The following is a 23,037-nucleotide window of genomic DNA, read 5'->3' on the forward strand; positions in this document are numbered from 1 at the left end:
TTTCAGACCATATTCTGTTTTAGAATAGAACCCGTTTTACATCACCCACTTCCTATGGCAAACGCAATTGTAGAAATTAAAGACCTCTCTTTCGGGTATAAAGGTCGCTTGCTGCACAAAGGCATCAATATGACTTTTGCCAAAGGCAAGGTCGTGGCCATCATGGGCGGGAGCGGCAGTGGAAAAACCACGTTGCTCAGGCTCATTGGCGGTCAGCTCAAGCCAACCAAGGGCGAGGTGCAAGTCGGGGGTGAGGTCGTTCATGAGCAAGATCGTGAAGGCATTTATCGTCTGCGTCGCAAAATGGGCATGCTGTTTCAACATGGGGCTTTGTTTACCGATTTGTCCGTGTTTGAGAATGTCGCTTTCCCGATGCGTGAACATACCAGCTTGCCGGAGAGCATGATCCGCGATATGGTCTTGCTCAAATTGAACGCGGTCGGCTTGCGCGGTGCACATGCTTTAATGCCGACTGAGCTTTCTGGCGGCATGGCTAGGCGTGTCGCATTGGCGCGAGCGATTGCCTTAGATCCCAGCATCATTATGTATGATGAACCATTCGCAGGCTTGGATCCCATCTCGATGGCCGCAATTTGTGATTTGATTCGCAGCTTAAATGATGCGCTCGGCGCCACCTCGATTATCGTCACGCACGACGTTGAGGAAACCTTCCAGTTTGCCGATTACGTTTATTTTGTCGCCGATGGTGTGGTGGCCGCTGAAGGTACGCCAGACGATTTACGCCAATCCGAATTACCTTTTGTGCACCAGTTTGTCCACGCAGAAAAAGATGGTCCTGTGCCTTTCCATTATGCTGCGCCTGAATATCACGCCAGTTTGTTACGGGGAGCGCGTTAATGATGGTGCATAAACTAAAACGCATGCTAAGCAAACTGGGGGCAGGCTGTATTAATAAAGTCTGGCGTCTGGGCGCGGGTGGTCGCTTATTCTGGTTGACGTTGATCTCATCAGGCGAGAGCTTTCGGCGCTTTCGTCTGACCATTCGCGAAGTTTATTTCACGGGTGTGTTGTCGCTGATTATCATACTGGTCTCTGCATTTTTTGTGGGTATGGTGCTGGCGCTGCAGGGCTATCAAACCCTGCAGAAATATGGCTCCTCAGAGGCGATTGGTGTGCTGGTGGCTTTGGCCTTGGTGCGTGAATTGGGTCCGGTGGTCACTGCGCTTTTATTTGCAGGTCGGGCAGGCACGGCGATTACCGCTGAAATCGGTTTGATGAAGGCGACTGAGCAGCTATCAGCCATGGAAATGATGGCTGTCAGTCCGATTGCGCGTGTCATTGCGCCGCGGTTCTGGGCCGGCGTGATTGCCATGCCGATACTCGCAACGCTATTTTCTATGGTGGGTATCTTGGGCGGTTATCTGGTCGCGGTGCCGCTCATCGGGGTCGATGCAGGGGCCTTCTGGTCGCAAATGCAAGCCAATGTGGATTGGCAGTACGACATTTTGAATGGGGCGCTCAAAAGTGTCGTGTTTGGGGTAGCTTGTACGATGATAGCGCTGTTTGAGGGCTATGATGCGCCACCAACAGCTGAAGGCGTCAGTCGCGCAACCACCAGAACAGTGGTGACCTCATCACTGGCTGTGCTGGGTTTGGATTTTATTTTAACGTCGTTCATGCTTGCGGTTTAGCAGCAGGACACAGGGTGATTCGCGGGGAATAAGCAATGGAAAGAACAACAATTGATTTATGGGTAGGCATTTTTGTCGCACTCGGTTTTGCGGCTTTGCTTGGCTTGGCCATGAAAGTAGGCAATCTGACGACCAGCAATATTAGCCAAACCTATCTGGTCACTGCGAATTTTGAAAATATTGGCGGCCTCAAACCACGTGCCCCGGTGAAAAGTGCCGGTGTGGTCGTGGGCCGTGTGAACGATATTGTGTTTGATCCTAAAACTTATGAGGCGGTGGTCAGTCTCAACATTGATACGCGCTACAACTTCCCAAAAGATACTTTTGCCAACATCTACACGGCCGGTTTGTTAGGCGAGCAATATGTAGGGCTTGAAGCAGGCGGAGATGAAACCAGCCTCAAAGACGGTGACAAGATCACGCAAACACAAGATGCGGTTGTGCTAGAAAAGCTGATTAGTCAGTTCCTCTATAGCAAAGCCACCGAGAGCGATGACAAGCCAACAAAATCGACGACGGCATCAACCGAATCCGCAACTGATGCGTTAGATGCCAGTCCATTGGACAAAATTGGTAAGTAACTCACAATCAATTGATAAAGGGAATACAATGAAAAAGTGGTGGATGGCAGTTGCCATGATGCTGTTAAGTAGTGCAGCGATGGCGGGAATGACGCCAGATCAACTGGTCAAGAAAACAGCCGATGACGTGATTGATGTCATCAAAACCGACAAAGATATTCAAGCCGGCAACCAGCAAAAGATCTTTGCCTTGGCGGAAGAAAAAATTCTGCCTAACTTTGATTTTGAAAAAGTGTCGCGTTTAGTATTAGGTAAAAATTGGACCAACGCCACGCCAGAGCAAAAAACTGCCTTTCAGGCGGAGTTTAAAACCTTGCTGTTGCGCACTTATGCGACCGCATTGTCTAAATATAAAAATCAGGCCATCGAATATAAGCCTTTTCGGATGGAGGCAGGCGCAGAGGCTGCTACAGTGAAAACGGCGATTCAGCAACCCGGCGGCGACCCAATTGGCGTCGACTATACCTTGAGCAAAAAAGGTGACGATTGGAAAGTGTTTGATATTGTGATCGAAGGCGTCAGCCTGGTGACAAACTATCGGAGCCAATTTGCGCAAGAAATTCGCCAAAATGGCTTGGATAGCTTAACAAAAAAATTGTCTGACAAAAACAAAGCGGCCACTGGTAAATAGTAGCCAGGCATTGTATTCGAAAGACGCGGAGAAGTTTGTGGCTCAAATTACGCAACAGCAGAACACATTGAGTTTTAGCGGAAATCTGCTGATTACCAACATCAGTGAAACACTGACGCATCTGCAAACGCTAAAGCTGGAGTCACCGCTAACGCTGGATTTCACCAAAGTTGTGGCAGTAGATACGGTGGCTGTGAGTTTGATTCTAGAGATTCAGCGACAACTGAATCATCAGCATACCGAACCAGGGGCGATGTCGGTGATCGGGGTGCCAGAAAATTTGCGAAGTTTAATGCAACTCTATGGTGTCGACGGATTTTTGTTAAATTAGCAAAACTTTAGTCTAACAGCCCCAGCTCTGACGAGGTGGGGTTTCGTTTTTTTTGGGATAGCGAAAGGGTATGCGTGGCAGCAGCCATTGAAATTACTGGCATCACTAAGCGTTTCGGCGATTTCGAAGCGCTACGTGGGATTGATTTGCAGATTGAACAAGGCGAGTTTTTTGCGTTGCTGGGCCCGAATGGCGCTGGTAAATCAACGCTGATTAGTTTAATGGCCGGTTTGCAACAAGCGACCACGGGTCAGATCCGTATTATGGGGCACGACGTGCATACGGAATATCAGCGTGCCCGCCATGCACTTGGCGTAGTGCCACAAGAGCTGGTATTTGATCCGTTTTTTAATGTGCGTGAAATGTTACGTTTTCAGGCTGGTTATTTTGGTCGCGGTCCTGAAAACGATCCCTGGATTGATGAAGTCATTGAAGGCTTGGGGCTGACAGATAAAGCGCATACCAATATGCGTAAACTGTCTGGCGGTATGAAGCGTCGGGCGCTCATCGCGCAGGCGTTGGCGCACAAGCCGCCAGTGATTGTCCTCGATGAGCCGACTGCGGGCGTAGACGTGGAGTTGCGGCAAATGCTGTGGGCGTTCATCCAGCAACTCAATCAGCAAGGGCATACCATCATTTTAACCACGCATTATCTTGAGGAGGCAGAGGCCTTGTGTCAGCGTGTTGCAATGATGAAACAAGGCCGTATCGTGGCGTTGGATACGACGCGGGCACTGCTCAAAAATCATGCGACCAAGCAACTATCGCTGCGCTTGACTGGGGCGCTTCCGCCACAGCTGTTGTCACTGGTGAAGCAGCAACAAGGCGATGAGGTGATACTTGGCTTGTCGGAGCTGACGCAGGTCGAAACGGTGTTGCGTGTGTTGCGTGAAGCCAAGGTGGAGATACAGGATATGCAATTGCAAGAAGCTGATCTGGAAGATGTGTTTTTGAATCTGGTGGGTAATCAACAAGGCGCACAAGGATGAAGTGGCTCAACCCCTTTTTTTGGCTCGATGATATCGTGACCCCGCGCTGGCGAGGGGTTTATACCTTGTTTAAAAAGGAACTGTTACGATTTTGGCGGGTGGCTTTTCAAACCGTGGCATCGCCTATTTTGACGGCGCTATTGTATCTGCTGATTTTCTCACATGTACTCGAATCACATGTCAAAGTCTACGATCAGGTCAGTTACACCGCCTTTTTGGTGCCAGGCTTGATGATGATGTCTTTGTTACAAAACGCTTTTGCAAACAGCTCATCCAGCTTGATTCAGTCCAAAGTCATGGGCAATATCGTTTTTCTGCTCCTGACACCCATTAATACATTGTCGTTCTTTGTGGCGTTTTTAGCTGCGTCCATGATACGAGGCTTGTTGGTGGGCTTAAGCATTTATTTGGTCGCATTGTGTTTTGTGACGGTGCCTACTGTTTATCCCGGTTGGATATTCGCTTTTGCCTTGCTGGGCAGTGCTTTACTAGGCACTTTTGGGATTATTGCTGGGATTTGGGCAGATAAGTTTGATCAGATGGCGGCTTTTCAGAATTTTGTGATTATGCCATTGACCTTTTTGTCAGGTGTATTTTACTCCATCCACTCTTTGCCACCCTTCTGGCAGGCGGTGTCGCAACTGAATCCGTTTTTTTACATGATTGATGGCTTTCGCTATGGATTTTTTGGGCATGGCGATGTTTCACCATGGCTCAGCCTCGGCGTGGTAGCGAGCTTCTTGCTAGCATTGGCGTGGCTATGCCTAAAGATGTTAAAATCCGGTTATAAATTACGCAGTTAGCACGTTAGAACAGGTCACGATTGCCCTGTCTGGCTGTGCTGCATTTAAATCAATAAGTGAGGTTTTGTGTTAACAGCAGCGCAACTTGAAGCATATATCCGCAGCGGATTAGCGTGCGATTACCTAAAGGTCAATGGCGATGATGGCACGCATTTCGATGCGGTGATTGTGAGCCCGGCCTTTGAAGGCAAGCGCATGGTTCAGCAACATCAATTGGTCTACGCGGCCTTGGGTGATCGCATGCGGGCGGAGATACACGCGCTGTCTATGCAAACCTATACCCCGACACAATGGCAGCAACAGCAAGCCTAGTGTTTTAACGCATATTTGGAGTCAATCATTATGGATGCACAAGCAAAAATCAAAGACACGGTGAGCAGTAATAAAGTGGTGTTATACATGAAGGGTAGCCCGAAATTTCCACAATGTGGATTTTCTAGCGTGGCGTGTCAAATTCTGAGCGCCTGTGGTGCAGAATACGTGACGGTAGACGTCTTGCAGGACATGGATATCCGAGAAGGCATTAAACAGTATGCCAACTGGCCAACCATTCCACAGCTATATGTAGAAGGCGAGTTTATTGGTGGTGCTGACATCATGCGTAGCATGTATCAAAGCGGTGAATTGCAAGAACTATTAGCGAAAGCGTAATTTTGGATAAACTGATTATTGAAGGCGGCATCCCGCTGCATGGCGAGATTGTTGTCTCAGGGGCCAAAAACGCTGCGTTACCTATTTTGTGCGCCGGCTTGTTGGCAGAAACGCCTTTAACCTTAACCGGCGTGCCCGAATTACGTGATGTGGCTTCTACGCTAACATTACTCGACACCATGGGCGTGAAAGTGACTAAGCAAGCGGATCAAGTCACGCTGGACGCCAGTGATGTGGCCTCATTTGAAGCCACTTATGAAATGGTGAAAACCATGCGGGCCTCGATTTTAGTGTTGGGGCCATTGTTGACACGTTTCGGCACGGCACGCGTTTCGTTGCCGGGCGGATGTGCGATTGGCTCTAGGCCTGTCGATTTGCACATCAAAGGTTTGCAAGCGATGGGCGCGGCCATGCATATTACGCACGGCTATATCCAAGCTAGCACCTTGCACCTACCTAACCGGCGCTTGCAGGGCACCAAGTACTACATGGATTTGGTCACGGTCACCGGCACCGAGAATTTAATGATGGCAGCTACCTTGGCACAAGGCACCACCGTGCTGGAAAACGCTGCCAAAGAGCCCGAAGTAGTCGACCTGGCAGAATGTCTGAATAAAATGGGTGCCAAGATTTCTGGCGCAGGCACCGATACCATCACCATCGAGGGCGTAGAGCGCCTAACCGGTGCGCAGCATCATGTAGTCTGTGACCGCATTGAGGCTGGCACTTATATGGTGGCAGCGGCGATGACCGGTGGCGAAGTGACGTTGAAAAATGCCCGTGCCGATTTGCTGGAGGCAGTGATTGAAAAGCTGCGTGAAGCCGGCGCGACGATTAGCCATGACAGCCAGAGCATTACTGTAAAAAGTCACGGAAAACTCAAGGCGGTCAATGTACGCACCGCGCCACATCCGGCGTTTCCCACCGATATGCAGGCGCAATTTATGGCGATGAATACGGTGGCAGAGGGCGTGTGTACCGTGATTGAGACCATTTTTGAAAACCGGTTTATGCACGTGCAAGAGTTGCAGCGCATGGGCGCTAATATCGATGTACAAGGTAATACCGCGCTGGTGCAAGGCGTCTCAGCCTTAGAAGGCGCCAACGTGATGGCGACTGATTTACGGGCCTCTGCTGGGCTGGTGTTGGCTGGCTTGGTCGCAGAGGGTGAAACCGTGATTGACCGCATTTACCATCTGGATCGTGGTTACGAAAAACTTGAAGAAAAACTGAATAAACTGGGCGCCAAAGTGCGTAGATCGAATTAATCATGATTACTATTGCACTCAGCAAAGGGCGCATTTTTGAAGAAACTACACCGCTGTTGGCTGCCGCAGGGATTCAGTCACTAGAAGATCCAGAATCCTCACGTAAGTTAATTTTGCCTACCAATCGTCCTGATGTCCGTTTGATCATTGTGCGCGCCACCGACGTGCCGACCTATGTGCAATACGGCGCTGCCGACCTCGGTATTGCGGGCAAGGATGTGCTGGATGAGCATGGTGGTGAAGGCTTGTACCAGCCGCTCGATTTGAATATTGCACGCTGCAAAATGATGGTGGCTGTGCGTGAGGACTTCGATTACGAGGCGAGTATTCGTCAAGGCGCGCGGCTTAAAGTAGTGACCAAATACGTAAAAACCGCGCGTGCACACTTTGCAGCCAAAGGCATGCATGTCGATCTCATTAAGTTATATGGATCGATGGAGCTGGGCCCATTAGTGGGTTTGGCAGACGCAATTGTGGATTTGGTGAGCACGGGTGGAACTTTGCGCGCGAATAAGCTCAAAGCAGTAGAAGAGGTAGGCGCGATCAGCTCGCGTCTGGTGGTGAATCAGGCCTCTTACAAAGTGAACCGCCCCATGCTGCAACCGATTATTGACAGCTTTGCAGGCGCTATTCGTCAAGATTAATTGATAGAGATTTATGAAGATTAAACGCTTAAATACACAGGATGCTGGCTTTGATGCCGAGTTAAAGGCATTACTGGCTTTTGAAACCGCTCAGGATGACAGCATTGATCAAGTCGTTGCGAATATCCTAAAAGACGTGAAAAGTCGTGGTGACGAAGCCGTCCTTGAATATACAAATCGCTTCGATAAAACGAACGCACAGCATTTGGCGCAATTAGAGATTCCGCAGGCAGAGTTGCATGCGGCGTTAAACAATTTACCGCCAGCACAGCGTGAAGCTTTGCAAGCAGCCGCAGGCCGTGTACGCAGTTATCATGAAAAGCAAGTGATGCAATCTTGGCACTACACCGAGGCGGACGGCACTTTGCTGGGCCAACAGGTGACTGCACTGGATCGTGTGGGCCTCTATGTGCCTGGTGGTAAAGCGGCTTATCCTTCATCAGTGTTAATGAACGCGATTCCGGCCAAAGTGGCGGGCGTGCAAGAATTAATCATGGTGGTGCCGACCCCCAATGGTGAAAAAAATCCATTGGTTCTCGCCGCTGCTGCAGTGTGTGGCGTAGACCGCGTATTTTGTATCGGAGGCGCACAAGCTGTCGGGGCCTTGGCATATGGCACGCAGACCGTGCCGCAAGTGGATAAAATTGTCGGTCCTGGCAATGCTTATGTGGCAGCAGCCAAGCGTCGTGTCTTTGGCGTGGTAGGGATTGATATGGTTGCTGGCCCCTCTGAAATTTTGGTCATCAGCGATGGCAAAAGTAACCCAGACTGGACGGCGATGGACTTGTTTAGTCAGGCTGAGCACGATGAACTGGCACAAGCTATCTTGCTCTCCCCAAGCGCGGATTTTCTCGATCAAGTGCAGGCAAGTATTGAGCGTCAGGTCGTTGATATGCCTCGTCAAGACATTATTCGCACCTCACTACAAAATCGCGGTGCCCTTATTCAAGTGAAAGATCTGGCAGAGGCGGCGGACATTTCGAATTACATCGCGCCCGAGCACCTCGAGTTATCGATGGATGATGCGCTGTCCTTTAGTCAGCGCATCAAGCATGCTGGCGCGATCTTTATGGGTCGCGATACCTGTGAGGCGCTGGGTGATTATTGTGCGGGCCCAAACCACGTTCTGCCGACGTCACGGACCGCCCGTTTTAGCTCGCCGTTGGGGGTGTATGATTTCCAGAAGCGCTCCAGCTTGATTATGGTCTCAGCCGCCGGCGCGCAAACCCTGGGTAAAATTGCGGCAACCTTGGCTTATGGCGAGGGTTTGCAGGCGCACGCCCGCAGTGCTGAATATCGCCTAAAGCCAGAGTGACATCATGAGTGTATATTGGAGTGAACTTGTTCATCGCCTGACCCCTTATGTGCCGGGAGAACAACCCAAGCTACAAAATCTGGTCAAGCTCAATACCAATGAAAATCCTTTTGGGCCTAGCCCAAAGGTGCTCGCGGCTTTACAAGCGGAAGCATCAGAGAGTTTACGGTTGTATCCAGACCCGGATTCTAGTCGTTTAAAGTCAGCCATTGCTGAATATTATGGTTTGCAAGCCAATCAAGTCTTTGTCGGCAATGGGTCCGATGAGGTGCTGGCACATGTGTTTCAAGCGTTATTGAAGCATGATCAACCGCTATTGTTTCCCGATATTAGCTACAGCTTTTATCCGGTGTATTGCGGTTTGTATGGCATCGAGTTTGAAACCGTGCCTTTGAATGCGCAGTTTGAAATTGCGATTGATGATTACTTGCGCCCGAATGGTGGAATCATCTTCCCAAACCCTAATGCGCCGACAGGGGTGCCCATGCCCTTGAGTGACGTTGAGCGCTTACTGAAAGCGAACACCCATTCGGTGGTGGTGGTGGATGAAGCGTATGTGGATTTTGGTACTCAGTCCGCCGTGTCGTTGGTCAACCAGTATCCGAATTTACTGGTGACACACACGTACTCAAAATCGCGGTCTTTGGCGGGCTTGCGGGTTGGCTACGCGCTGGGCAATGCGACATTGATTCAAGCGCTGATTCGTATCAAAGATAGTTTTAACTCTTATCCTCTGGACCGTTTCGCTGAAGCCGGGGCAATTGCAGCCATACAGGATGAGGCCTATTTTGAGCAAACGCGTCAGCAAGTGATCGTTGCGCGAGAAGCGTTAGTCGCTGACTTGCAGTCGCTAGGCTTTGAAGTGTTGCCCTCAGGGGCCAATTTCATTTTTGCCAAACATCCAAAACATGCCGGCGAGCAGTTGGCCGCAGGCTTGCGTGATCAAGCTGTCATCGTCCGCCATTTCAAAAAACCGGCACGTATTTTGGACTTTTTACGTATCACGATAGGCAACCCAAGCCAAAATCAGGCACTCATGCAGGCATTGCGTACGCTTCTGTAGTCTTGATGTCGCTAAAATCAAAGTATTTGCAGTAATTTGACTGCTAATATGCCGTAAATGATTGCAACGTGGCTTAAAAAAAGTCGTCGCAATATTGTCATTTTATTGAAAATGCGGTTATGATGCACGCTATTGTACATAATGTGCAGTGAGGGTTGCGTTTGCATGATTGCTGCGCATAGATTCATTGGATTTAAAATAGAGCAAACTCGGAGGAAGAAAAATGGCACAAACCCAGATGGCATTGGACTCATTGGATTTCGACGCAACAATCGCTTTGGCAGCAAAAGTTGCGCCACACGTTGATATTCTTGAAATTGGTACACCTTGTATCAAACACAACGGTATCGAACTGTTAAAAGCACTGCGTTCAAAATTCCCAAACAACAAAATTTTGGTTGACCTGAAAACCATGGATGCCGGTTTCTACGAAGCTGAGCCATTCTACAAAGCAGGCGCTGACATTTGTACCGTTTTGGGTACAGCAGATATCGGTACGATCAAAGGCGTGATTGACGCTGCCAACAAATACGGCAAAGAAGCGCAAATCGACTTGATCAACGTAAAAGATAAAAAAGCCCGTACGCTTGAAGTCGTTAAATTGGGTGCACACATCATCGGTGTGCATACTGGTTTGGATCAACAAGCGGCTGGTCAAACACCATTCGCTGACTTGGGTTTGGTATCCGGTCTGAAAACAGGCGCTAAAGTGTCTGTTGCCGGTGGCGTAAAAGCAGCAACTACTAAACAAGTCGTTGATGCGGGTGCTGACATTGTGGTTGCTGGTGCAGCTATCTACGGCGCTGCTGATCCAGCGGCTGCTGCTACTGAGATCACTAAAATCGCTCACGGTGCTGGTACTGCCGCTAAAGGTGGCAACAAGTTGCTGCCTTGGATCATTGCTGCTGTTGCTGCAGTGTTGGTTTTCTCTTTGTTGGGTAAAAAATCAGAAGAAGCTGCCCCAGCTGCTGAAGCCCCAGCTGCAGAAGAAACTGCACCTGTTGAAGCTGCCCCAGCTGCTGAAGCCCCAGCCGCTGAAGCAATGCCTGCTGAAGCTGCACCTGCTGAAATGGCACCTGCAACTGAAGAAGCAAAATAATCAATTAAGATTCTCACGAATCATTTTTTGATGTTAAAAAGCAGCCCCCGGGCTGCTTTTTTGTTTTTCATGTCGGCTTTTTGCCAGTCAAGCAAGACTTGCTGTAAAATGAATACATTATTTGCTAATTCATTGTGGTCAATCTCCCCACCTTTATATGTCACGTCAAGCTGAAGTCACACGCAATACGCTAGAAACTCAAATCACGGTCTCGATTAATCTCGATGGCACGGGTCAATCTGACCTCAACACTGGTTTGGGCTTTTTCGATCACATGCTCGATCAAATTGCGCGTCACGGCATGATCGACATGAAGATACACGCCAATGGTGATTTGCATATTGATGCGCACCATACGGTTGAAGACGTAGGAATCACGCTAGGACAAGCATTTGCCAAGGCGATAGGCGATAAAAAAGGACTCACTCGCTACGGCCACAGTTATGTGCCGTTGGATGAGGCTTTAAGCCGAGTTGCGCTTGATCTTTCTGGTCGACCAGGCCTTGAATTCGATTGTGTATTTACCCGTGCCATGATTGGTGCCTTTGATGTCGACCTCATTCATGAGTTCTTCCAAGGCTTTGTCAATCATGCTCTGGTGACACTGCACATTGATAACCTTAAGGGCCAAAACGCACACCACCAAGCTGAGACTATTTTTAAAGCTTTTGGTCGCGCGTTACGCATGGCTTCGACTTTAGATCCACGTATGGCTGGATTGATGCCTTCAACCAAGGGTGCGTTATAACGCCTGATCGCTAATCATGAGTCGCTTGCAAGTCGCCATTGTTGATTATGGCATGGGTAATTTAAGATCTGTCGCCAATGCGTTCAAGGCCGTGGCGCCATCGATTTCGGTCGCTGTTACCAGCGACCCGGAGCAGATTGCGCAAGCTGAGCGCGTCGTTTTTCCAGGTCAAGGTGCGATGCCTGATTGCATTCGAGAGCTGGATGCACGCGACTTACGGCAGGCAGTCATCATGGCCACCAAGCAAAAGCCATTTTTAGGGATTTGTATTGGCCTGCAAATGCTGTTTGAACATTCTGAAGAAGGTAATGTGCCGGGTTTAGGGGTGTATCCAGGTCAGGTGAAACGCTTTCCGTCAGAGTGCATGATTGACGTGAATGGGGCCAAACTAAAGGTGCCGCACATGGGTTGGAGTCAGGTGCATCAGACGCAGACCCATGCCCTGTGGGCTGACATTCCCGATCAAGCCCGGTTTTACTATGTACACAGCTACTATGTGGCCCCAGATGAAGTCGGTCTCACCGCAGCGACCACTGCTTATCCATTCGATTTTACTGGTGCCATCGCGCGCGATAACGTGTTCGCAGTGCAGTTTCACCCAGAAAAGAGTGCGGCGGCAGGGTTGCAACTTCTCGATAATTTTGTAAACTGGAAACCCTAAAACAGGGTTTTCGGTTGTTTTAGTCATCACTCGTCATTTATCTATTGAAAACAACATGTTAATTATTCCAGCGATTGATTTGAAAGATGGTCACTGCGTCCGTTTAAAGCAGGGCTTGATGGAAGAGTCCACCGTATTTTCCGAAGACCCAGGCGCCATGGCCAGACATTGGGTAGATCAGGGCGGTAAACGATTACATCTGGTGGATTTAAATGGTGCCTTTGCGGGTAAACCGGTCAATGAGGCGGCTATCAAGTCCATCGTAGCAGCCGTAGGGGGCGATATTCCGATTCAATTGGGTGGAGGCATTCGCGATCTGGATACCATTGAGCGATATCTTGATGATGGCATCAGCTATGTCATTATTGGCACGGCTGCGGTCAAAAATCCGGGTTTCTTGCACGAGGCTTGTTATGCTTTCCCAGGACAAATTATGGTCGGATTGGATGCCAAGGACGGCAAAGTCGCGGTGGATGGTTGGTCTAAGTTGACTGGTCACGATGTGATTGATTTGGCGAAAAAATTTGAAGATTACGGCGTAGAGAGCATTGTCTATACCGATATTGGACGTGATGGCATGCTGACGGGTGTGAATATTGATGCGACCGTCGCTCTTGCGCAAGCGCTGACAATTCCAGTGATCGCCAGTGGCGGCGTTACCAATCTCGATGATGTGCGTCATTTATGTGCCGTGCAGGATGAAGGCATTATTGGAACGATTACAGGGCGTGCGATTTATGAGGGCACCCTCGATTTTGCTGCTGCACAATTACTCGCTGATCAACTGAGTGGCCGCGCATAATGGGTTGTGCCAAACGCATCATTCCTTGCTTAGATGTGACCGATGGCCGTGTGGTCAAAGGGGTGAATTTCCTTGAGTTGCGCGACGCGGGCGATCCAGTCGAAATTGCACAGCGCTACAATGATCAGGGCGCAGATGAGTTAACCTTTCTTGATATTACAGCCAGCTCTGATAACCGTGATCTGATTCTGCATATCATTGAACGTGTGGCTGAGCAGATATTTATTCCTCTCACAGTTGGGGGCGGTGTTCGCAAGGTAGAAGATGTGCGTCGCTTGCTCAATGCCGGCGCAGATAAAGTGAGCATCAACACAACTGCGGTTTTAAATCCGCAAGTGGTCGAAGATGCTGCTAGCCGATTCGGCTCGCAGTGCATCGTGGTAGCAATCGATGCGAAAAAAGTCGACAACCAGCCGTTTGAATGGGAAGTGTTCACGCACGGCGGACGGCAGTCAACCGGGTTAGACGCGGTGAAGTGGGCACAAAAAATGGTCAGCCTCGGCGCTGGTGAACTGTTAGTGACCAGTATGGATCGCGATGGCACCAAGATTGGCTTTAATAACCCGCTGAATAAAGCGATTAGCGATGCAGTGGATGTGCCTTTAATTGCCTCTGGTGGTGTAGGTAATTTGCAACATTTGGTTGATGGCGTGACCCTGGGTGGTGCCGATGCCGTGCTGGCTGCCAGTATCTTCCACTACGGAGAATTCACTGTGAAACAAGCCAAAGAATACATGCGTGAACACGGGCTAGAAGTGAGATGAACTGGCTCGATCAAATTGCTTGGACAGCAGATGGCCTAGTGCCAGTGATCGCGCAAGAGCAAGGCACAGGAAAAATTCTCATGTTTGCCTGGATGAATCGCGAGGCGTTGCAACTGACGCGTGATAGCGGCCACGCAGTTTATTTTTCCCGTTCCCGCAACAAACTATGGCACAAAGGTGAGTCTTCCGGCCACACACAGCTGGTACACGACATCCGCTTAGATTGCGACAATGATGTGATCATGCTCACTGTCGAACAGTTAGGCGGTATTGCTTGTCATACTGGTCGACACAATTGTTTTTTTCAGCAATTACAAGCTGACCAATGGGTCACGGTGGAGCCTGTGCTCAAAGATCCGAAAGCGATATACCATGAGTGATGTACTAACCAGATTGTCAGAATTAATGGACCAGCGTAAGTCAGCTGATCCATCGTCTTCTTATGTCGCCAAGCTTTATGCCAAGGGCATGGATAGCATTTTGAAAAAAATTGGCGAAGAAGCCACTGAAACCGTGATTGCAGCCAAAGGCGGCAACACCGAAGAAATCATTTATGAAACCGCAGATTTATGGTTTCATACCTTAGTGATGCTGAGTCATGCCGGATTAAGCGCGCAGGATGTGCTCAATGAGTTGGCGCGGCGCGAAGGCTTGTCAGGGATTGAAGAGAAAGCGAGCAGAAGCCAATGAGTGCAGACTGTATTTTTTGTAAAATTGCCGCTGGCCAAATCCCGTCTAATTCAGTTTATGAAGACGAAGACGTGATTGCGTTTCATGATATTCGTCCGCTGGCTAAGATTCATTTTTTGATTGTGCCAAAAACGCATATCGAAACCCTCAATGACTGTACTGCTGCACATGAGGCTTTGCTTGGTAAAATGATGGTATTAGCGCCAACATTAGCCGCTGGCTTAGGGTTGACTGGCTATAAAACTGTGATGAATGTCGGTCGTGAAGGCGGCCAAGAAGTGTTTCACATTCATCTGCATGTGTTTGGTGGCGGCGCGATCAGCGGATAGCGTCTGGCAAGGTAAAGGAGATTATGATGGGATCATTTAGTTTATGGCATTGGCTGATTGTGTTGCTGATTGTAGTGCTGGTATTCGGCACCAAGAAACTGCGTAATATCGGCGGAGACGTCGGTGGCGCAGTGAATGAGTTTAAAAAAGCAGTGAATGAAGGCAAGGCTGAGTCCAAGCAAGATGAGCTCACGGATCAAAGCAAATAAGTATTGATGCACCGTGTTTGATATTTCATTTTCAGAATTGCTGGTGATCGCCTTCGTAGCCTTGGTTGTGATAGGCCCAGAAAAATTGCCAAAAGTCGCCCGCACCACGGGCGCTTTTTTTGGCCGTATGCAGCGCTTTGTCACCCAGGTTAAAGACGAAGTCAATCGTGAAGCACGCTTTGCTGAGTTGCAAAAACTACAGGACGAGGTGAAATCCAGCTTGCAAGAGGGTATGCAAGAAGTGGAGCGTAGCATTCTGCCATCGGTGGCGCCTGACATCGCGGGCCCTGAACCTGCAAGCGAGGGGGCTAAGAAACCCCGCCAACCCCGCCAACGCAACATCCAAGATGCCGTGCTCGCAGACGCAACGTCACTGCCACCACCGCAGCTTGAGGCACAACCACAACCCAGTCTTGCATCAGACCCGCAGGCGCAATTGTTTGCCGATTCAGGCATGACTAAAAAACCCACGCGGCGCGCTCGCAAACTTAGCCCTAAGCTGGAGGATACGAGTAATGCTTCTGAACAAAAGACCTCCACTTAAGCTGTCACTGAGTATTCAAGCATTATGACGCCGACAGAAACTTTTATTTCTCATTTGATTGAATTGCGTAATCGTTTATTACGCGCCGTCATCGGACTGCTGGTCGTGTTTGTCACCTTGTTCCCATTTTCTGATCGCTTGTATAGCTTGCTAGCCGCACCGTTACTAGCCAAGCTGCCGCAAGGGGCGCAAATGATCGCTACCGCAGTGACGACGCCCTTTTTTGTGCCCATGAAAGTCACCATGCTTTCGGCATTTCTACTGACGCTGCCATGGATGGTCTATCAATGCTGGCGTTTTGTTGCGCCGGGTCTCTACGCGCATGAAAAGCGCTTGATTCGCCCATTACTTGCATCGGCGATCATTTTGTTTTTTATTGGTATGGCTTTCGCCTATTTTGTGGTGTTTCCTGTCGTCTTTGGCTTTTTAATTGGGAGTGCGCCGGCCGGGGTGACAGTGATGACTGATATTGCAGAATATCTGGATTTCGTTATCGGTTTATTTCTAGCATTTGGCTTTGCGTTTGAGGTGCCAGTGGCTGTGGTGCTCATCGCGCTGATGGGTTGGGTGAGCTTGGCGCAATTAAAAGAGTCGCGTTCTTATGTGATTGTGGGAGCGTTTGTGCTGGGGGCCATTTTTACGCCGCCTGATATTGTTTCGCAATGTATGTTGGCATTGCCGCTCTGGTTGCTATTCGAAATCGGCTTGTTGGTGGTACGCTGGCTGCCCCAGCCGACAGATCAAGAGGCAGCCGTCGACTGAGTGTGCAGTTACTGCGGTATTTTGCTCGGTAGTGGGCGTTTACCCACCACTAAGACGATGTTGATTTTTTTGCCTGCCCGCATGATGGATAACGTCGCTTTGTCACGTGGTTTTAACATGGCAATGATGTTCAGCATCGATTGGCTATCCGCCACCACTTTATCGTCGATTGCCAGCAAAATATCACCGGGGCGCAAGCCTGCACGATCCGCAGGGCTGTCCAGTAGCACGCCTGCAATCAGTGAGCCGCTCGGTGCTTTCAGGTTGAACGATTCAGCCAGTTCTGGCGTGATGTCTTGTGCTTCAATGCCAATCCAGCCCCTGGTGACGGAACCATTAAAACTAATCTGTTCCATGACCTGTTTGGCAATGCTTACTGGGATGGCAAAGCCAATGCCCATGCTACCGCCGTTGCGCGAATAAATTGCGCTGTTGATTCCAATCAGGTTGCCATTCACGTCTATTAATGCCCCGCCGGAATTGCCAGGATTAATCGAGGCATCAGTCTGAATAAAATTTTCGAAGGTGTTAATGCCTAAATGATTGCGGCCCAGCGCGCTGATAATTCCTTGGGTGACAGTTTGGCCCACACCGAACGGGTTGCCAATCGCTAGTACGACGTCTCCAACCTTCATCTGGTCGCTGTTACTGAAGGTGACTGCAGGCAGATTTTTACGGTCGATTTTCAGCACGGCTAAGTCGGTATCCGGGTCAGTGCCCACCACCGTGGCCGAGGATTTACTACCATCGCTGAGCGCGACCTCGATCTGATCCGCTGAACTGATGACATGGTTGTTAGTCAATATCAGGCCATCTGCACTGACGATCACACCACTACCCAAGCTATTTTCTGGTTGGTCGTCTTCTTCTTCCATTTCATCGCCAAAAAAATGACGAAACAATGGATCATTTTTTAAGGCATGATGGGGGTCTTGACTGATGCGCGCCGTGGTAAAAATATTTACTACCGACGGCATGGCTTTACTGACAGCTGTACGATATCCGCTTGCAGCAATCAATGCCGATGTTTTTGCTTCTGTTTGAGTATTGCTTGTCATCGGATGTGTAGGCGACTGCGTTAGTACACCCGGATAAAATAACTTTAAGACAAATAAAACGCCCAAGCAAACGGTAACGGCTTGTGAGAAGATAGACCAGAGATGTCGCATAGATGCAAATGTAAATGAATGTCTTAACAAATGAATAGTATATATGAGAGTCATCGATGGAATTGAATCTTCTTGTCAATACGTTGGCTAATTTTTTGCAAGTGGGCAAATTTCAAGATTATTGCCCAAATGGATTGCAAGTCGAAGGTCGTCCGCAGGTCAGGCGGATTGTCAGCGGCGTCACAGCGAGTCAGGCCTTGATCGAGGCAGCCATTAAGATGGATGCTGACGCGATCTTGGTTCACCACGGTTATTTTTGGCGGGGTGAGCCAGCAGAAGTGACTGGGATTAAACGCCAGCGGTTAAAGCGGCTGCTGACACATGACCTCAGCCTGCTCGCCTATCACCTGCCGCTGGATGCACATCCAGCGGTCGGGAATAACGTACAACTAGGTAAGGCGCTCGATTGGCCCGTGGCGCGTTTTATCGACGATAAAAATATGTTGCCAGTGAGCGAGCTACCGGAGGCCCTATCACTGGCGCAGGTGGGTGAGCACGTGAGTCAGCGCCTCGGCCGACAGGTGCAACTATTGGGTGATGCCCAAAAACAAGTGCGCACAGTGGCTTGGTGTTCGGGTGCAGCCCAATCCTACTTGCAACAGGCGGTCAATGCCGGTGTCGATGTGTTTATCAGTGGTGAAGTCTCTGAGCAAACTTGGCACACGGTTTGCGAGACTGAAACGGCTTACATTAGCGCGGGGCATCATGCTACCGAACGCTATGGCGTGCAAGCTTTAGGGCAATGGATTGCCGAAAATTACGGAATTGAACACATTTATGTTGAGTTGGATAACCCTGTTTAACTGATTAATATCAAATACTTATCGAATTAAATTTGGCTTGTTTCTGCGAAAAATGTATAATCGCGAATCAAGTTTTGATCACACTGTTCCCTAGAAGGGTAGATTAAGGAAGCCAATGTCAGAAAACAAAATTGACAGCAATAGTTTGTCGTTTTGCCAGCCATCTGAGGTGGATTTGCAAAAGCGCGATTTCTTGGTAAAAGCGACGGCCGCCACAGGGGCTGTTGGTGCAGCCGCGGTTGCAGTTCCGTTTGTCGGCAGTATGTTGCCTAGTGAGCGTGCAAAAGCAGCCGGTGCGCCTGTCGAAGTCGACATTAGCAAGCTAAAACCGGGTGAAAAACTGACAGCCGAGTGGCGTGGTCAGCCGGTATGGATTGTACGCCGCACACCAGAAATGTTAGCTCAGCTCGTCAAGCACGATGACCAACTATCTGATCCAAATCTTGAAGTGCCGCAACAACCTGAATACTGTAAAAACAAAGACCGTTCAATCAAGCCCGAATTCGCGGTGATGTTGGGGACCTGTACCCACTTGGGTTGCTCCCCAAATGACAACTTTGCAACGACTGCAGAGTGGGATGGTGGCTTTGTCTGTCCATGTCACGGCTCTAAATTCGACCTTTCTGGTCGTGTGTTTAAAGGGTCGCCTGCACCGAAAAATCTGTTGATACCTCCACACCAGTATCTGACAGAGACGACTTTGCTGATTGGTGAAGATAAAAAGGCGGAGGCTTAATTCATGGCAACGACTAAAAAAACGACGTCCGCTGGGGTATTGGATTGGGTTGATGCCCGTTTTCCGCTCAGTAGCACGATCAAGGGGCATTTGACCGAATACTATGCACCAAAAAACTTTAATTTTTGGTATTTCTTTGGTTCGTTAGCGTTAATGGTGCTGGTGCTGCAGATCGTCACTGGTATTTTCTTAACTATGAACTACAAACCAGAAGCGGAATTAGCGTTTGCTTCGGTGGAATACATCATGCGCGATGTATTCGGCGGCAATATTATCCGTTACATGCACTCAACGGGCGCCTCCATGTTTTTTGTGGTGGTCTATTTGCACATGTTCAGAGGCATTATTTATGGCTCATACAGAACGCCGCGTGAATTAATTTGGTTGTTTGGCGTAGGCATTTTCTTGGTGCTGATGGGTGAAGCGTTTTTTGGATACCTGTTGCCTTGGGGTCAAATGTCTTATTGGGGTGCGCAAGTGATTGTTAACTTGTTCTCCACCGTGCCTTTTATCGGCCCAGATTTGTCTGAATGGCTGCGTGGCGACTACTTAGTCTCCGATGCAACATTAAACCGCTTCTTCGCTTTTCATGTGATTGCATTGCCCATGGTGTTGTTGGGTTTGGTGGCGGTGCACATTGTGGCGCTCCATGAGGTCGGTTCAAACAACCCAGATGGTGTTGAAGTGAAAGCCACCAAGGACAAAGCGACGGGTATTCCGCTGGATGGTATTCCGTTCCATCCTTATTACACCGTGAAAGACTTGGTTGGGGTTGTGGTGTTCTTGATGGTGTTTTTTGCCATTGTGTTTTTTATGCCGGAAATGGGCGGATATTTCTTGGAAGCGAATAACTTCATTCCTGCTGACCCGCTGAAAACACCTGCTCACATCGCCCCGGTTTGGTACTTTACGCCTTACTACTCCATTTTGCGTGCCGTACCGCCTATCGGAATTTCACAGTTCCCTGGTGTGGTAGCGATGGGCTTGTCCGTAGTGGCATTTGCATTCTTGCCATGGCTGGATAAGAGTCCAGTGAAGTCCATTCGTTATCGCGGTGCCTTGTACAAGCGTTGGTTGGCAGCGTTTGTGGTGAGCTGGGTATTATTGGGTTACTTGGGGACCATTCCGGGTGACGCATGGGGTCAGTTTGGGGCATGGTTAGGTCGTGCCGATCGCGCAACCGTGATAGCGCGTGTTTGTAGTGTGGTGTATTTCGCATTCTTTGCTTTGATGCCTTGGTACACCAAAAAAGACCAAACCAAGCCAGTGCCAGAAAGGGTGACTTACTAATGATGAAAAGAATGTTTATACAGGCTTTTGCCAGCCTGACATTGCTGGCTTCTGGCAGTGCGTTGGCGAATGAAGTCCATATTGATGTCAAGGCACCGATTAACATGTCGGACAAAGCGTCCTTGCAGCGCGGGGCTAAAATTTTCGTGAATTACTGTTTGAATTGTCACAGCGCCAATTACATGCGTTACAACCGCTTGCAAGACATTGGCCTGACAGACAAGCAGATTAAAGATAATTTGCTGTTTGCCGGTGAAAAAGTGGGCGAAACCATGCGTGTGAGCTTAAACCCCAAAGATGCTAAAAAATGGTTCGGGGCTGCCCCGCCTGATCTAAGTGTCGAAGTGCGCGCCCGTGGTGCTGACTGGGTTTATGCTTATCTGCGCAGTTTTTATAAGGATGACACGCGTCCAACCGGTTGGAATAACTTGGTTTTCGATAAAGTCGCCATGCCGCATGTGTTATATGAGCTGCAAGGTGTGCAGGTGTTGGATCATGAAACCCACACCTTAAAAGTCGAAAAAGCCGGCAAACTCAGTCCAGAAGAGTATGATCAGTTTACTGGTGACTTAACCAATTTCCTTGCGTTTATGGCAGAACCAGCCAAACAGTCCCGTTTGTGGATTGGTGTAGCGGTGTTGTTGTTCCTGTCAGTGCTGTTAGTCTTGGCCAAGAAAATCAAAGCGGAATACTGGAAAGACATTCGCTAATTAGCAACCAAGTCCGACACCAAGGCGTCAGGCCTTGGTGTCTTTTTTTATAGGGAGAATAATTATGATGAGATTGTATTCGGGCACTGTCGATCCTTACAGTCATCGTTGCCGTATCGTCTTGTTTGAAAAAGGCATGGATTTTGAGGTCATTGATGTAGATCTGACCAATAAAACCGAAGACTTAGCCATCTTAAATCCGTATGGTGAGGTGCCAGTATTGGTAGAGCGCGACTTGGTATTGTCTGAAGCCAATATCATCAATGAGTATATTGATGAGCGCTTTCCACACCCGCAGCTCATGCCTGCCGATCCTGTCATGCGTGCGCGTGCGCGTCTGTTTTTATATAACTTTGAAAAAGACTTGTTTAGCCATATCAAAGATATTGAATCGAATGACGAGCAAGTCTCTGAGCGTGCGAGAAAAGTAGTACGTGATAACTTGACGCAACTAGTGCCTATTTTTGCCAAGCAAAGTTATTTGATGGGCGATGAGTACTCAATGCTGGATGTGGCAATTACGCCACTGCTATGGCGTTTGGGCCATTATGGAATTGAGTTACCAAATCAAGCTGCACCGTTGTTGAAGTATGCGGAAAGGTTGTTTTCTCGCCCAATGTATGCTGAAGCAATGACCCCTTCTGAGAAGGCAATGCGTAAATAACCGCAATGAGTCTTACCGGCAGCGCGAATATTCTTCGCGCTGTTTTTTTAAGGAAAACCGTATGAGTGCTTTAATCCCAACCACTGCTTACCTGATCCGTGCCATCCATGAGTGGTGTGTGGATAATGGTTTGACCCCGCATTTGTTGGTCAAGGTGGATGCCCATACTCGGGTGCCGATGGCTTATGTGAAAAATGGTGAGATTGTGCTCAATATGAACTATACCGCGGTCAAAGATCTGCACATTGATAATGATGCCGTGGTGTTTTCTGCGCGCTTTGGTGGCGTTGCGCAACATATCTATGTCCCTATTCATCGTGTTGGTGGTGTATTCGCCCGTGAAAATGGGCAAGGCATGTTTTTTGAGGTGTCAGACGGGCAGCCACCATTGCCTGAGGGCACCTCTCAGAGTGTCGAACCGAATCCATCGACATTAGCGGCCGCTAAAAAATCGCATCTAAAAGTGGTTAAGTAATAGGGTTGAAAAGCGGCTCAGTATGGTCTGTGAGTCATGTCCGTTGGGTAGGCAACATTTTTTCAAGAAAAAATAAATTTTTTTTTAAAAGCACTAGATCACTCACCAAAAAAAGTGATATAGTTGCGCCTTCCTGAAATGCCGGGTTAGCTCAGTTGGTAGAGCAGCGCACTTGTAATGCGAAGGTCATCAGTTCGATTCCGATACCCGGCACCAAATTATGTTGGTTGACATTGACGTCAACGACATTAACCGCGATAATCGCGGTCGATTTTTTGGAGAGGTGGCCGAGTGGTTAAAGGCGACGGACTGTAAATCCGTTCTCTCAGAGTACGCTGGTTCGAATCCAGCCCTCTCCACCAAAAAATGATTGCCTGTAGGTATTGCTGTAAAGCGGGTCGGTGAGAACCCTCCTTGGGTGTTCTGCATAGTGCGGGTGTAGCTCAGTTGGTAGAGCACTTGCCTTCCAAGCAAGATGTCGCGAGTTCGAACCTCGTCGCCCGCTCCAACAATAAAAATAGGCAAAACGCCCATGTGGCTCAGTGGTAGAGCACTCCCTTGGTAAGGGAGAGGTCGCGGGTCCGATTCCCGCCATGGGCACCAGATTTGCTCTGTAGCAAGGGGCTTGGTAAGTAGTCGCGTGCAAGGGTGCTG

Annotated in this window: 31 protein-coding genes and 4 tRNA genes; 34 read left to right on the top strand and 1 reads right to left on the bottom strand. The window is 49.1% G+C overall.

Going from position 1 to position 23,037, the window contains the following annotated elements; all coding sequences use genetic code 11:
• Positions 1-54: 54 nt before the first annotated feature.
• The 24 genes from FIT99_RS01445 (at position 55) to tatC (ending at position 16,536) form a co-directional block, all read left to right on the top strand.
• Positions 55-858: an ABC transporter ATP-binding protein gene (locus FIT99_RS01445; RefSeq protein WP_140002251.1), complete on the top strand. Its 804-nt coding sequence runs from the start codon at positions 55-57 to the stop codon at positions 856-858.
• Positions 858-1,652: a lipid asymmetry maintenance ABC transporter permease subunit MlaE gene (mlaE, locus tag FIT99_RS01450; RefSeq protein WP_140002253.1), complete on the top strand. Its 795-nt coding sequence runs from the start codon at positions 858-860 to the stop codon at positions 1,650-1,652. The genes FIT99_RS01445 and mlaE overlap by 1 nt, the downstream gene beginning before the upstream one ends.
• Positions 1,653-1,687: 35 nt before the next feature.
• On the top strand, positions 1,688-2,233 hold the full coding sequence (gene mlaD, locus FIT99_RS01455; protein WP_140002255.1) for an outer membrane lipid asymmetry maintenance protein MlaD: 546 nt from the start codon (positions 1,688-1,690) through the stop codon (positions 2,231-2,233).
• A 28-nt stretch (positions 2,234-2,261) separates the two neighbouring features.
• Positions 2,262-2,864 carry an MlaC/ttg2D family ABC transporter substrate-binding protein gene (locus tag FIT99_RS01460; protein WP_140002257.1) on the top strand — a complete coding sequence of 201 codons (603 nt, stop codon included), beginning with the start codon at positions 2,262-2,264 and terminating at the stop codon, positions 2,862-2,864.
• A gap of 37 nt (positions 2,865-2,901) precedes the next feature.
• Positions 2,902-3,195 (top strand): STAS domain-containing protein, encoded by a 294-nt coding sequence (locus tag FIT99_RS01465; protein ID WP_223261240.1) that lies wholly within the window; start codon positions 2,902-2,904, stop codon positions 3,193-3,195.
• 74 nt (positions 3,196-3,269) lie between these two features.
• Entirely contained in the window at positions 3,270-4,184 is a 915-nt protein-coding gene (locus FIT99_RS01470; protein WP_189524770.1) for an ABC transporter ATP-binding protein, read from the top strand.
• A complete protein-coding gene (locus tag FIT99_RS01475; protein WP_140002263.1) occupies positions 4,181-4,987 on the top strand; it encodes an ABC transporter permease in 807 nt (268 codons plus the stop codon). Before FIT99_RS01470 ends, FIT99_RS01475 begins: the two co-directional genes overlap by 4 nt.
• A 66-nt stretch (positions 4,988-5,053) precedes the next feature.
• Positions 5,054-5,299, top strand: coding sequence for a BolA family protein (locus tag FIT99_RS01480; RefSeq protein ID WP_140002265.1), 246 nt, complete (start codon positions 5,054-5,056; stop codon positions 5,297-5,299).
• A gap of 30 nt (positions 5,300-5,329) precedes the next feature.
• On the top strand, positions 5,330-5,638 hold the full coding sequence (gene grxD / locus FIT99_RS01485; protein WP_140002267.1) for a Grx4 family monothiol glutaredoxin: 309 nt from the start codon (positions 5,330-5,332) through the stop codon (positions 5,636-5,638).
• A gap of 2 nt (positions 5,639-5,640) precedes the next feature.
• The gene (gene murA / locus FIT99_RS01490) at positions 5,641-6,906 is read left to right on the top strand and encodes a UDP-N-acetylglucosamine 1-carboxyvinyltransferase (protein ID WP_140002269.1); all 1,266 of its coding nucleotides are present in this window, start codon (positions 5,641-5,643) and stop codon (positions 6,904-6,906) included.
• 2 nt (positions 6,907-6,908) lie between these two features.
• Positions 6,909-7,550, top strand: a complete 642-nt coding sequence (hisG, locus tag FIT99_RS01495; protein ID WP_140002271.1) for an ATP phosphoribosyltransferase — start codon at positions 6,909-6,911, stop codon at positions 7,548-7,550.
• Positions 7,551-7,563: 13 nt separating this feature from the next.
• Complete coding sequence (gene hisD, locus FIT99_RS01500) at positions 7,564-8,865, top strand: histidinol dehydrogenase (RefSeq protein WP_140002272.1); 1,302 nt, start codon at positions 7,564-7,566, stop codon at positions 8,863-8,865.
• Between the two features lie 4 nt (positions 8,866-8,869).
• Entirely contained in the window at positions 8,870-9,928 is a 1,059-nt protein-coding gene (hisC, locus tag FIT99_RS01505) for a histidinol-phosphate transaminase (RefSeq protein WP_140002274.1), read from the top strand.
• Between the two features lie 223 nt (positions 9,929-10,151).
• Positions 10,152-11,027, top strand: coding sequence for a 3-hexulose-6-phosphate synthase (gene hxlA / locus FIT99_RS01510; protein WP_140002276.1), 876 nt, complete (start codon positions 10,152-10,154; stop codon positions 11,025-11,027).
• A gap of 157 nt (positions 11,028-11,184) precedes the next feature.
• Positions 11,185-11,775, top strand: a complete 591-nt coding sequence (hisB, locus tag FIT99_RS01515; protein WP_140002278.1) for an imidazoleglycerol-phosphate dehydratase HisB — start codon at positions 11,185-11,187, stop codon at positions 11,773-11,775.
• Between the two features lie 16 nt (positions 11,776-11,791).
• Entirely contained in the window at positions 11,792-12,436 is a 645-nt protein-coding gene (gene hisH / locus FIT99_RS01520) for an imidazole glycerol phosphate synthase subunit HisH (protein WP_140002280.1), read from the top strand.
• 55 nt (positions 12,437-12,491) lie between these two features.
• A complete protein-coding gene (gene hisA, locus FIT99_RS01525; protein WP_140002282.1) occupies positions 12,492-13,238 on the top strand; it encodes a 1-(5-phosphoribosyl)-5-[(5-phosphoribosylamino)methylideneamino]imidazole-4-carboxamide isomerase in 747 nt (248 codons plus the stop codon).
• Positions 13,238-14,002: an imidazole glycerol phosphate synthase subunit HisF gene (gene hisF, locus FIT99_RS01530; protein WP_140002284.1), complete on the top strand. Its 765-nt coding sequence runs from the start codon at positions 13,238-13,240 to the stop codon at positions 14,000-14,002. The genes hisA and hisF overlap by 1 nt, the downstream gene beginning before the upstream one ends.
• Positions 13,999-14,382, top strand: a complete 384-nt coding sequence (gene hisI / locus FIT99_RS01535) for a phosphoribosyl-AMP cyclohydrolase (RefSeq protein WP_140002286.1) — start codon at positions 13,999-14,001, stop codon at positions 14,380-14,382. The genes hisF and hisI overlap by 4 nt, the downstream gene beginning before the upstream one ends.
• Positions 14,375-14,692, top strand: a complete 318-nt coding sequence (locus FIT99_RS01540; protein ID WP_140002288.1) for a phosphoribosyl-ATP diphosphatase — start codon at positions 14,375-14,377, stop codon at positions 14,690-14,692. The genes hisI and FIT99_RS01540 overlap by 8 nt, the downstream gene beginning before the upstream one ends.
• Positions 14,689-15,021, top strand: a complete 333-nt coding sequence (locus FIT99_RS01545; RefSeq protein ID WP_140002298.1) for a histidine triad nucleotide-binding protein — start codon at positions 14,689-14,691, stop codon at positions 15,019-15,021. The genes FIT99_RS01540 and FIT99_RS01545 overlap by 4 nt, the downstream gene beginning before the upstream one ends.
• 26 nt (positions 15,022-15,047) lie before the next feature.
• The gene (gene tatA / locus FIT99_RS01550) at positions 15,048-15,230 is read left to right on the top strand and encodes a Sec-independent protein translocase subunit TatA (protein ID WP_140002300.1); all 183 of its coding nucleotides are present in this window, start codon (positions 15,048-15,050) and stop codon (positions 15,228-15,230) included.
• 13 nt (positions 15,231-15,243) lie between these two features.
• On the top strand, positions 15,244-15,774 hold the full coding sequence (gene tatB / locus FIT99_RS01555; protein WP_140002302.1) for a Sec-independent protein translocase protein TatB: 531 nt from the start codon (positions 15,244-15,246) through the stop codon (positions 15,772-15,774).
• A 24-nt stretch (positions 15,775-15,798) separates the two neighbouring features.
• Positions 15,799-16,536 carry a twin-arginine translocase subunit TatC gene (gene tatC, locus FIT99_RS01560; protein WP_140002304.1) on the top strand — a complete coding sequence of 246 codons (738 nt, stop codon included), beginning with the start codon at positions 15,799-15,801 and terminating at the stop codon, positions 16,534-16,536.
• Positions 16,537-16,544: 8 nt separating this feature from the next.
• On the opposite strand, the gene FIT99_RS01565 is transcribed toward tatC, so the two are convergent.
• Positions 16,545-17,705, bottom strand: coding sequence for a Do family serine endopeptidase (locus FIT99_RS01565; protein ID WP_140002306.1), 1,161 nt, complete (start codon positions 17,703-17,705; stop codon positions 16,545-16,547).
• A 56-nt stretch (positions 17,706-17,761) separates the two neighbouring features.
• On the opposite strand from FIT99_RS01565, the gene FIT99_RS01570 reads away from it, so the two are divergent.
• From FIT99_RS01570 to FIT99_RS01615, 10 genes are all read left to right on the top strand, one after another.
• The gene (locus FIT99_RS01570; protein WP_140002308.1) at positions 17,762-18,508 is read left to right on the top strand and encodes a Nif3-like dinuclear metal center hexameric protein; all 747 of its coding nucleotides are present in this window, start codon (positions 17,762-17,764) and stop codon (positions 18,506-18,508) included.
• Positions 18,509-18,623: 115 nt separating this feature from the next.
• Complete coding sequence (petA, locus tag FIT99_RS01575) at positions 18,624-19,244, top strand: ubiquinol-cytochrome c reductase iron-sulfur subunit (protein ID WP_140002310.1); 621 nt, start codon at positions 18,624-18,626, stop codon at positions 19,242-19,244.
• A gap of 3 nt (positions 19,245-19,247) precedes the next feature.
• Positions 19,248-20,534: a cytochrome b gene (locus FIT99_RS01580; RefSeq protein ID WP_140002312.1), complete on the top strand. Its 1,287-nt coding sequence runs from the start codon at positions 19,248-19,250 to the stop codon at positions 20,532-20,534.
• Complete coding sequence (locus FIT99_RS01585; RefSeq protein ID WP_223261241.1) at positions 20,534-21,244, top strand: cytochrome c1; 711 nt, start codon at positions 20,534-20,536, stop codon at positions 21,242-21,244. Before FIT99_RS01580 ends, FIT99_RS01585 begins: the two co-directional genes overlap by 1 nt.
• 64 nt (positions 21,245-21,308) lie before the next feature.
• Positions 21,309-21,908: a glutathione S-transferase N-terminal domain-containing protein gene (locus tag FIT99_RS01590; protein WP_140002314.1), complete on the top strand. Its 600-nt coding sequence runs from the start codon at positions 21,309-21,311 to the stop codon at positions 21,906-21,908.
• Positions 21,909-21,969: 61 nt separating this feature from the next.
• Positions 21,970-22,383: a ClpXP protease specificity-enhancing factor gene (locus tag FIT99_RS01595; protein ID WP_140002315.1), complete on the top strand. Its 414-nt coding sequence runs from the start codon at positions 21,970-21,972 to the stop codon at positions 22,381-22,383.
• Between the two features lie 140 nt (positions 22,384-22,523).
• Positions 22,524-22,599: transfer RNA gene (locus FIT99_RS01600), tRNA-Thr, on the top strand.
• A gap of 61 nt (positions 22,600-22,660) precedes the next feature.
• Positions 22,661-22,745: transfer RNA gene (locus tag FIT99_RS01605), tRNA-Tyr, on the top strand.
• A gap of 70 nt (positions 22,746-22,815) precedes the next feature.
• Positions 22,816-22,891: transfer RNA gene (locus FIT99_RS01610), tRNA-Gly, on the top strand.
• Positions 22,892-22,911: 20 nt separating this feature from the next.
• A tRNA-Thr gene (locus tag FIT99_RS01615) sits at positions 22,912-22,986 on the top strand.
• The last annotated feature ends 51 nt before the right edge of the window (positions 22,987-23,037 follow it).

The sequence above is a fragment of the Methylophilus medardicus genome, assembly GCF_006363955.1.
GTDB lineage: Bacteria > Pseudomonadota > Gammaproteobacteria > Burkholderiales > Methylophilaceae > Methylophilus > Methylophilus medardensis.

Bases quoted from the DNA above. Each gene is read 5' to 3' on its own strand.
- FIT99_RS01445 (WP_140002251.1), top strand. From the start codon at position 55: ATGGCAAACGCAATTGTAGAAATTAAAGACCTCTCTTTCGGGTATAAA.
- mlaE (WP_140002253.1), top strand. From the start codon at position 858: ATGATGGTGCATAAACTAAAACGCATGCTAAGCAAACTGGGGGCAGGC.
- mlaD (WP_140002255.1), top strand. From the start codon at position 1,688: ATGGAAAGAACAACAATTGATTTATGGGTAGGCATTTTTGTCGCACTC.
- FIT99_RS01460 (WP_140002257.1), top strand. From the start codon at position 2,262: ATGAAAAAGTGGTGGATGGCAGTTGCCATGATGCTGTTAAGTAGTGCA.
- FIT99_RS01475 (WP_140002263.1), top strand. From the start codon at position 4,181: ATGAAGTGGCTCAACCCCTTTTTTTGGCTCGATGATATCGTGACCCCG.
- grxD (WP_140002267.1), top strand. From the start codon at position 5,330: ATGGATGCACAAGCAAAAATCAAAGACACGGTGAGCAGTAATAAAGTG.
- hisG (WP_140002271.1), top strand. From the start codon at position 6,909: ATGATTACTATTGCACTCAGCAAAGGGCGCATTTTTGAAGAAACTACA.
- hisD (WP_140002272.1), top strand. From the start codon at position 7,564: ATGAAGATTAAACGCTTAAATACACAGGATGCTGGCTTTGATGCCGAG.
- hisC (WP_140002274.1), top strand. From the start codon at position 8,870: ATGAGTGTATATTGGAGTGAACTTGTTCATCGCCTGACCCCTTATGTG.
- hxlA (WP_140002276.1), top strand. From the start codon at position 10,152: ATGGCACAAACCCAGATGGCATTGGACTCATTGGATTTCGACGCAACA.
- hisB (WP_140002278.1), top strand. From the start codon at position 11,185: ATGTCACGTCAAGCTGAAGTCACACGCAATACGCTAGAAACTCAAATC.
- hisH (WP_140002280.1), top strand. From the start codon at position 11,792: ATGAGTCGCTTGCAAGTCGCCATTGTTGATTATGGCATGGGTAATTTA.
- hisA (WP_140002282.1), top strand. From the start codon at position 12,492: ATGTTAATTATTCCAGCGATTGATTTGAAAGATGGTCACTGCGTCCGT.
- hisF (WP_140002284.1), top strand. From the start codon at position 13,238: ATGGGTTGTGCCAAACGCATCATTCCTTGCTTAGATGTGACCGATGGC.
- hisI (WP_140002286.1), top strand. From the start codon at position 13,999: ATGAACTGGCTCGATCAAATTGCTTGGACAGCAGATGGCCTAGTGCCA.
- FIT99_RS01540 (WP_140002288.1), top strand. From the start codon at position 14,375: ATGAGTGATGTACTAACCAGATTGTCAGAATTAATGGACCAGCGTAAG.
- FIT99_RS01545 (WP_140002298.1), top strand. From the start codon at position 14,689: ATGAGTGCAGACTGTATTTTTTGTAAAATTGCCGCTGGCCAAATCCCG.
- tatA (WP_140002300.1), top strand. From the start codon at position 15,048: ATGGGATCATTTAGTTTATGGCATTGGCTGATTGTGTTGCTGATTGTA.
- tatC (WP_140002304.1), top strand. From the start codon at position 15,799: ATGACGCCGACAGAAACTTTTATTTCTCATTTGATTGAATTGCGTAAT.
- FIT99_RS01565 (WP_140002306.1), bottom strand. From the start codon at position 17,705: ATGCGACATCTCTGGTCTATCTTCTCACAAGCCGTTACCGTTTGCTTG.
- FIT99_RS01570 (WP_140002308.1), top strand. From the start codon at position 17,762: ATGGAATTGAATCTTCTTGTCAATACGTTGGCTAATTTTTTGCAAGTG.
- petA (WP_140002310.1), top strand. From the start codon at position 18,624: ATGTCAGAAAACAAAATTGACAGCAATAGTTTGTCGTTTTGCCAGCCA.
- FIT99_RS01580 (WP_140002312.1), top strand. From the start codon at position 19,248: ATGGCAACGACTAAAAAAACGACGTCCGCTGGGGTATTGGATTGGGTT.
- FIT99_RS01585 (WP_223261241.1), top strand. From the start codon at position 20,534: ATGATGAAAAGAATGTTTATACAGGCTTTTGCCAGCCTGACATTGCTG.
- FIT99_RS01590 (WP_140002314.1), top strand. From the start codon at position 21,309: ATGATGAGATTGTATTCGGGCACTGTCGATCCTTACAGTCATCGTTGC.
- FIT99_RS01595 (WP_140002315.1), top strand. From the start codon at position 21,970: ATGAGTGCTTTAATCCCAACCACTGCTTACCTGATCCGTGCCATCCAT.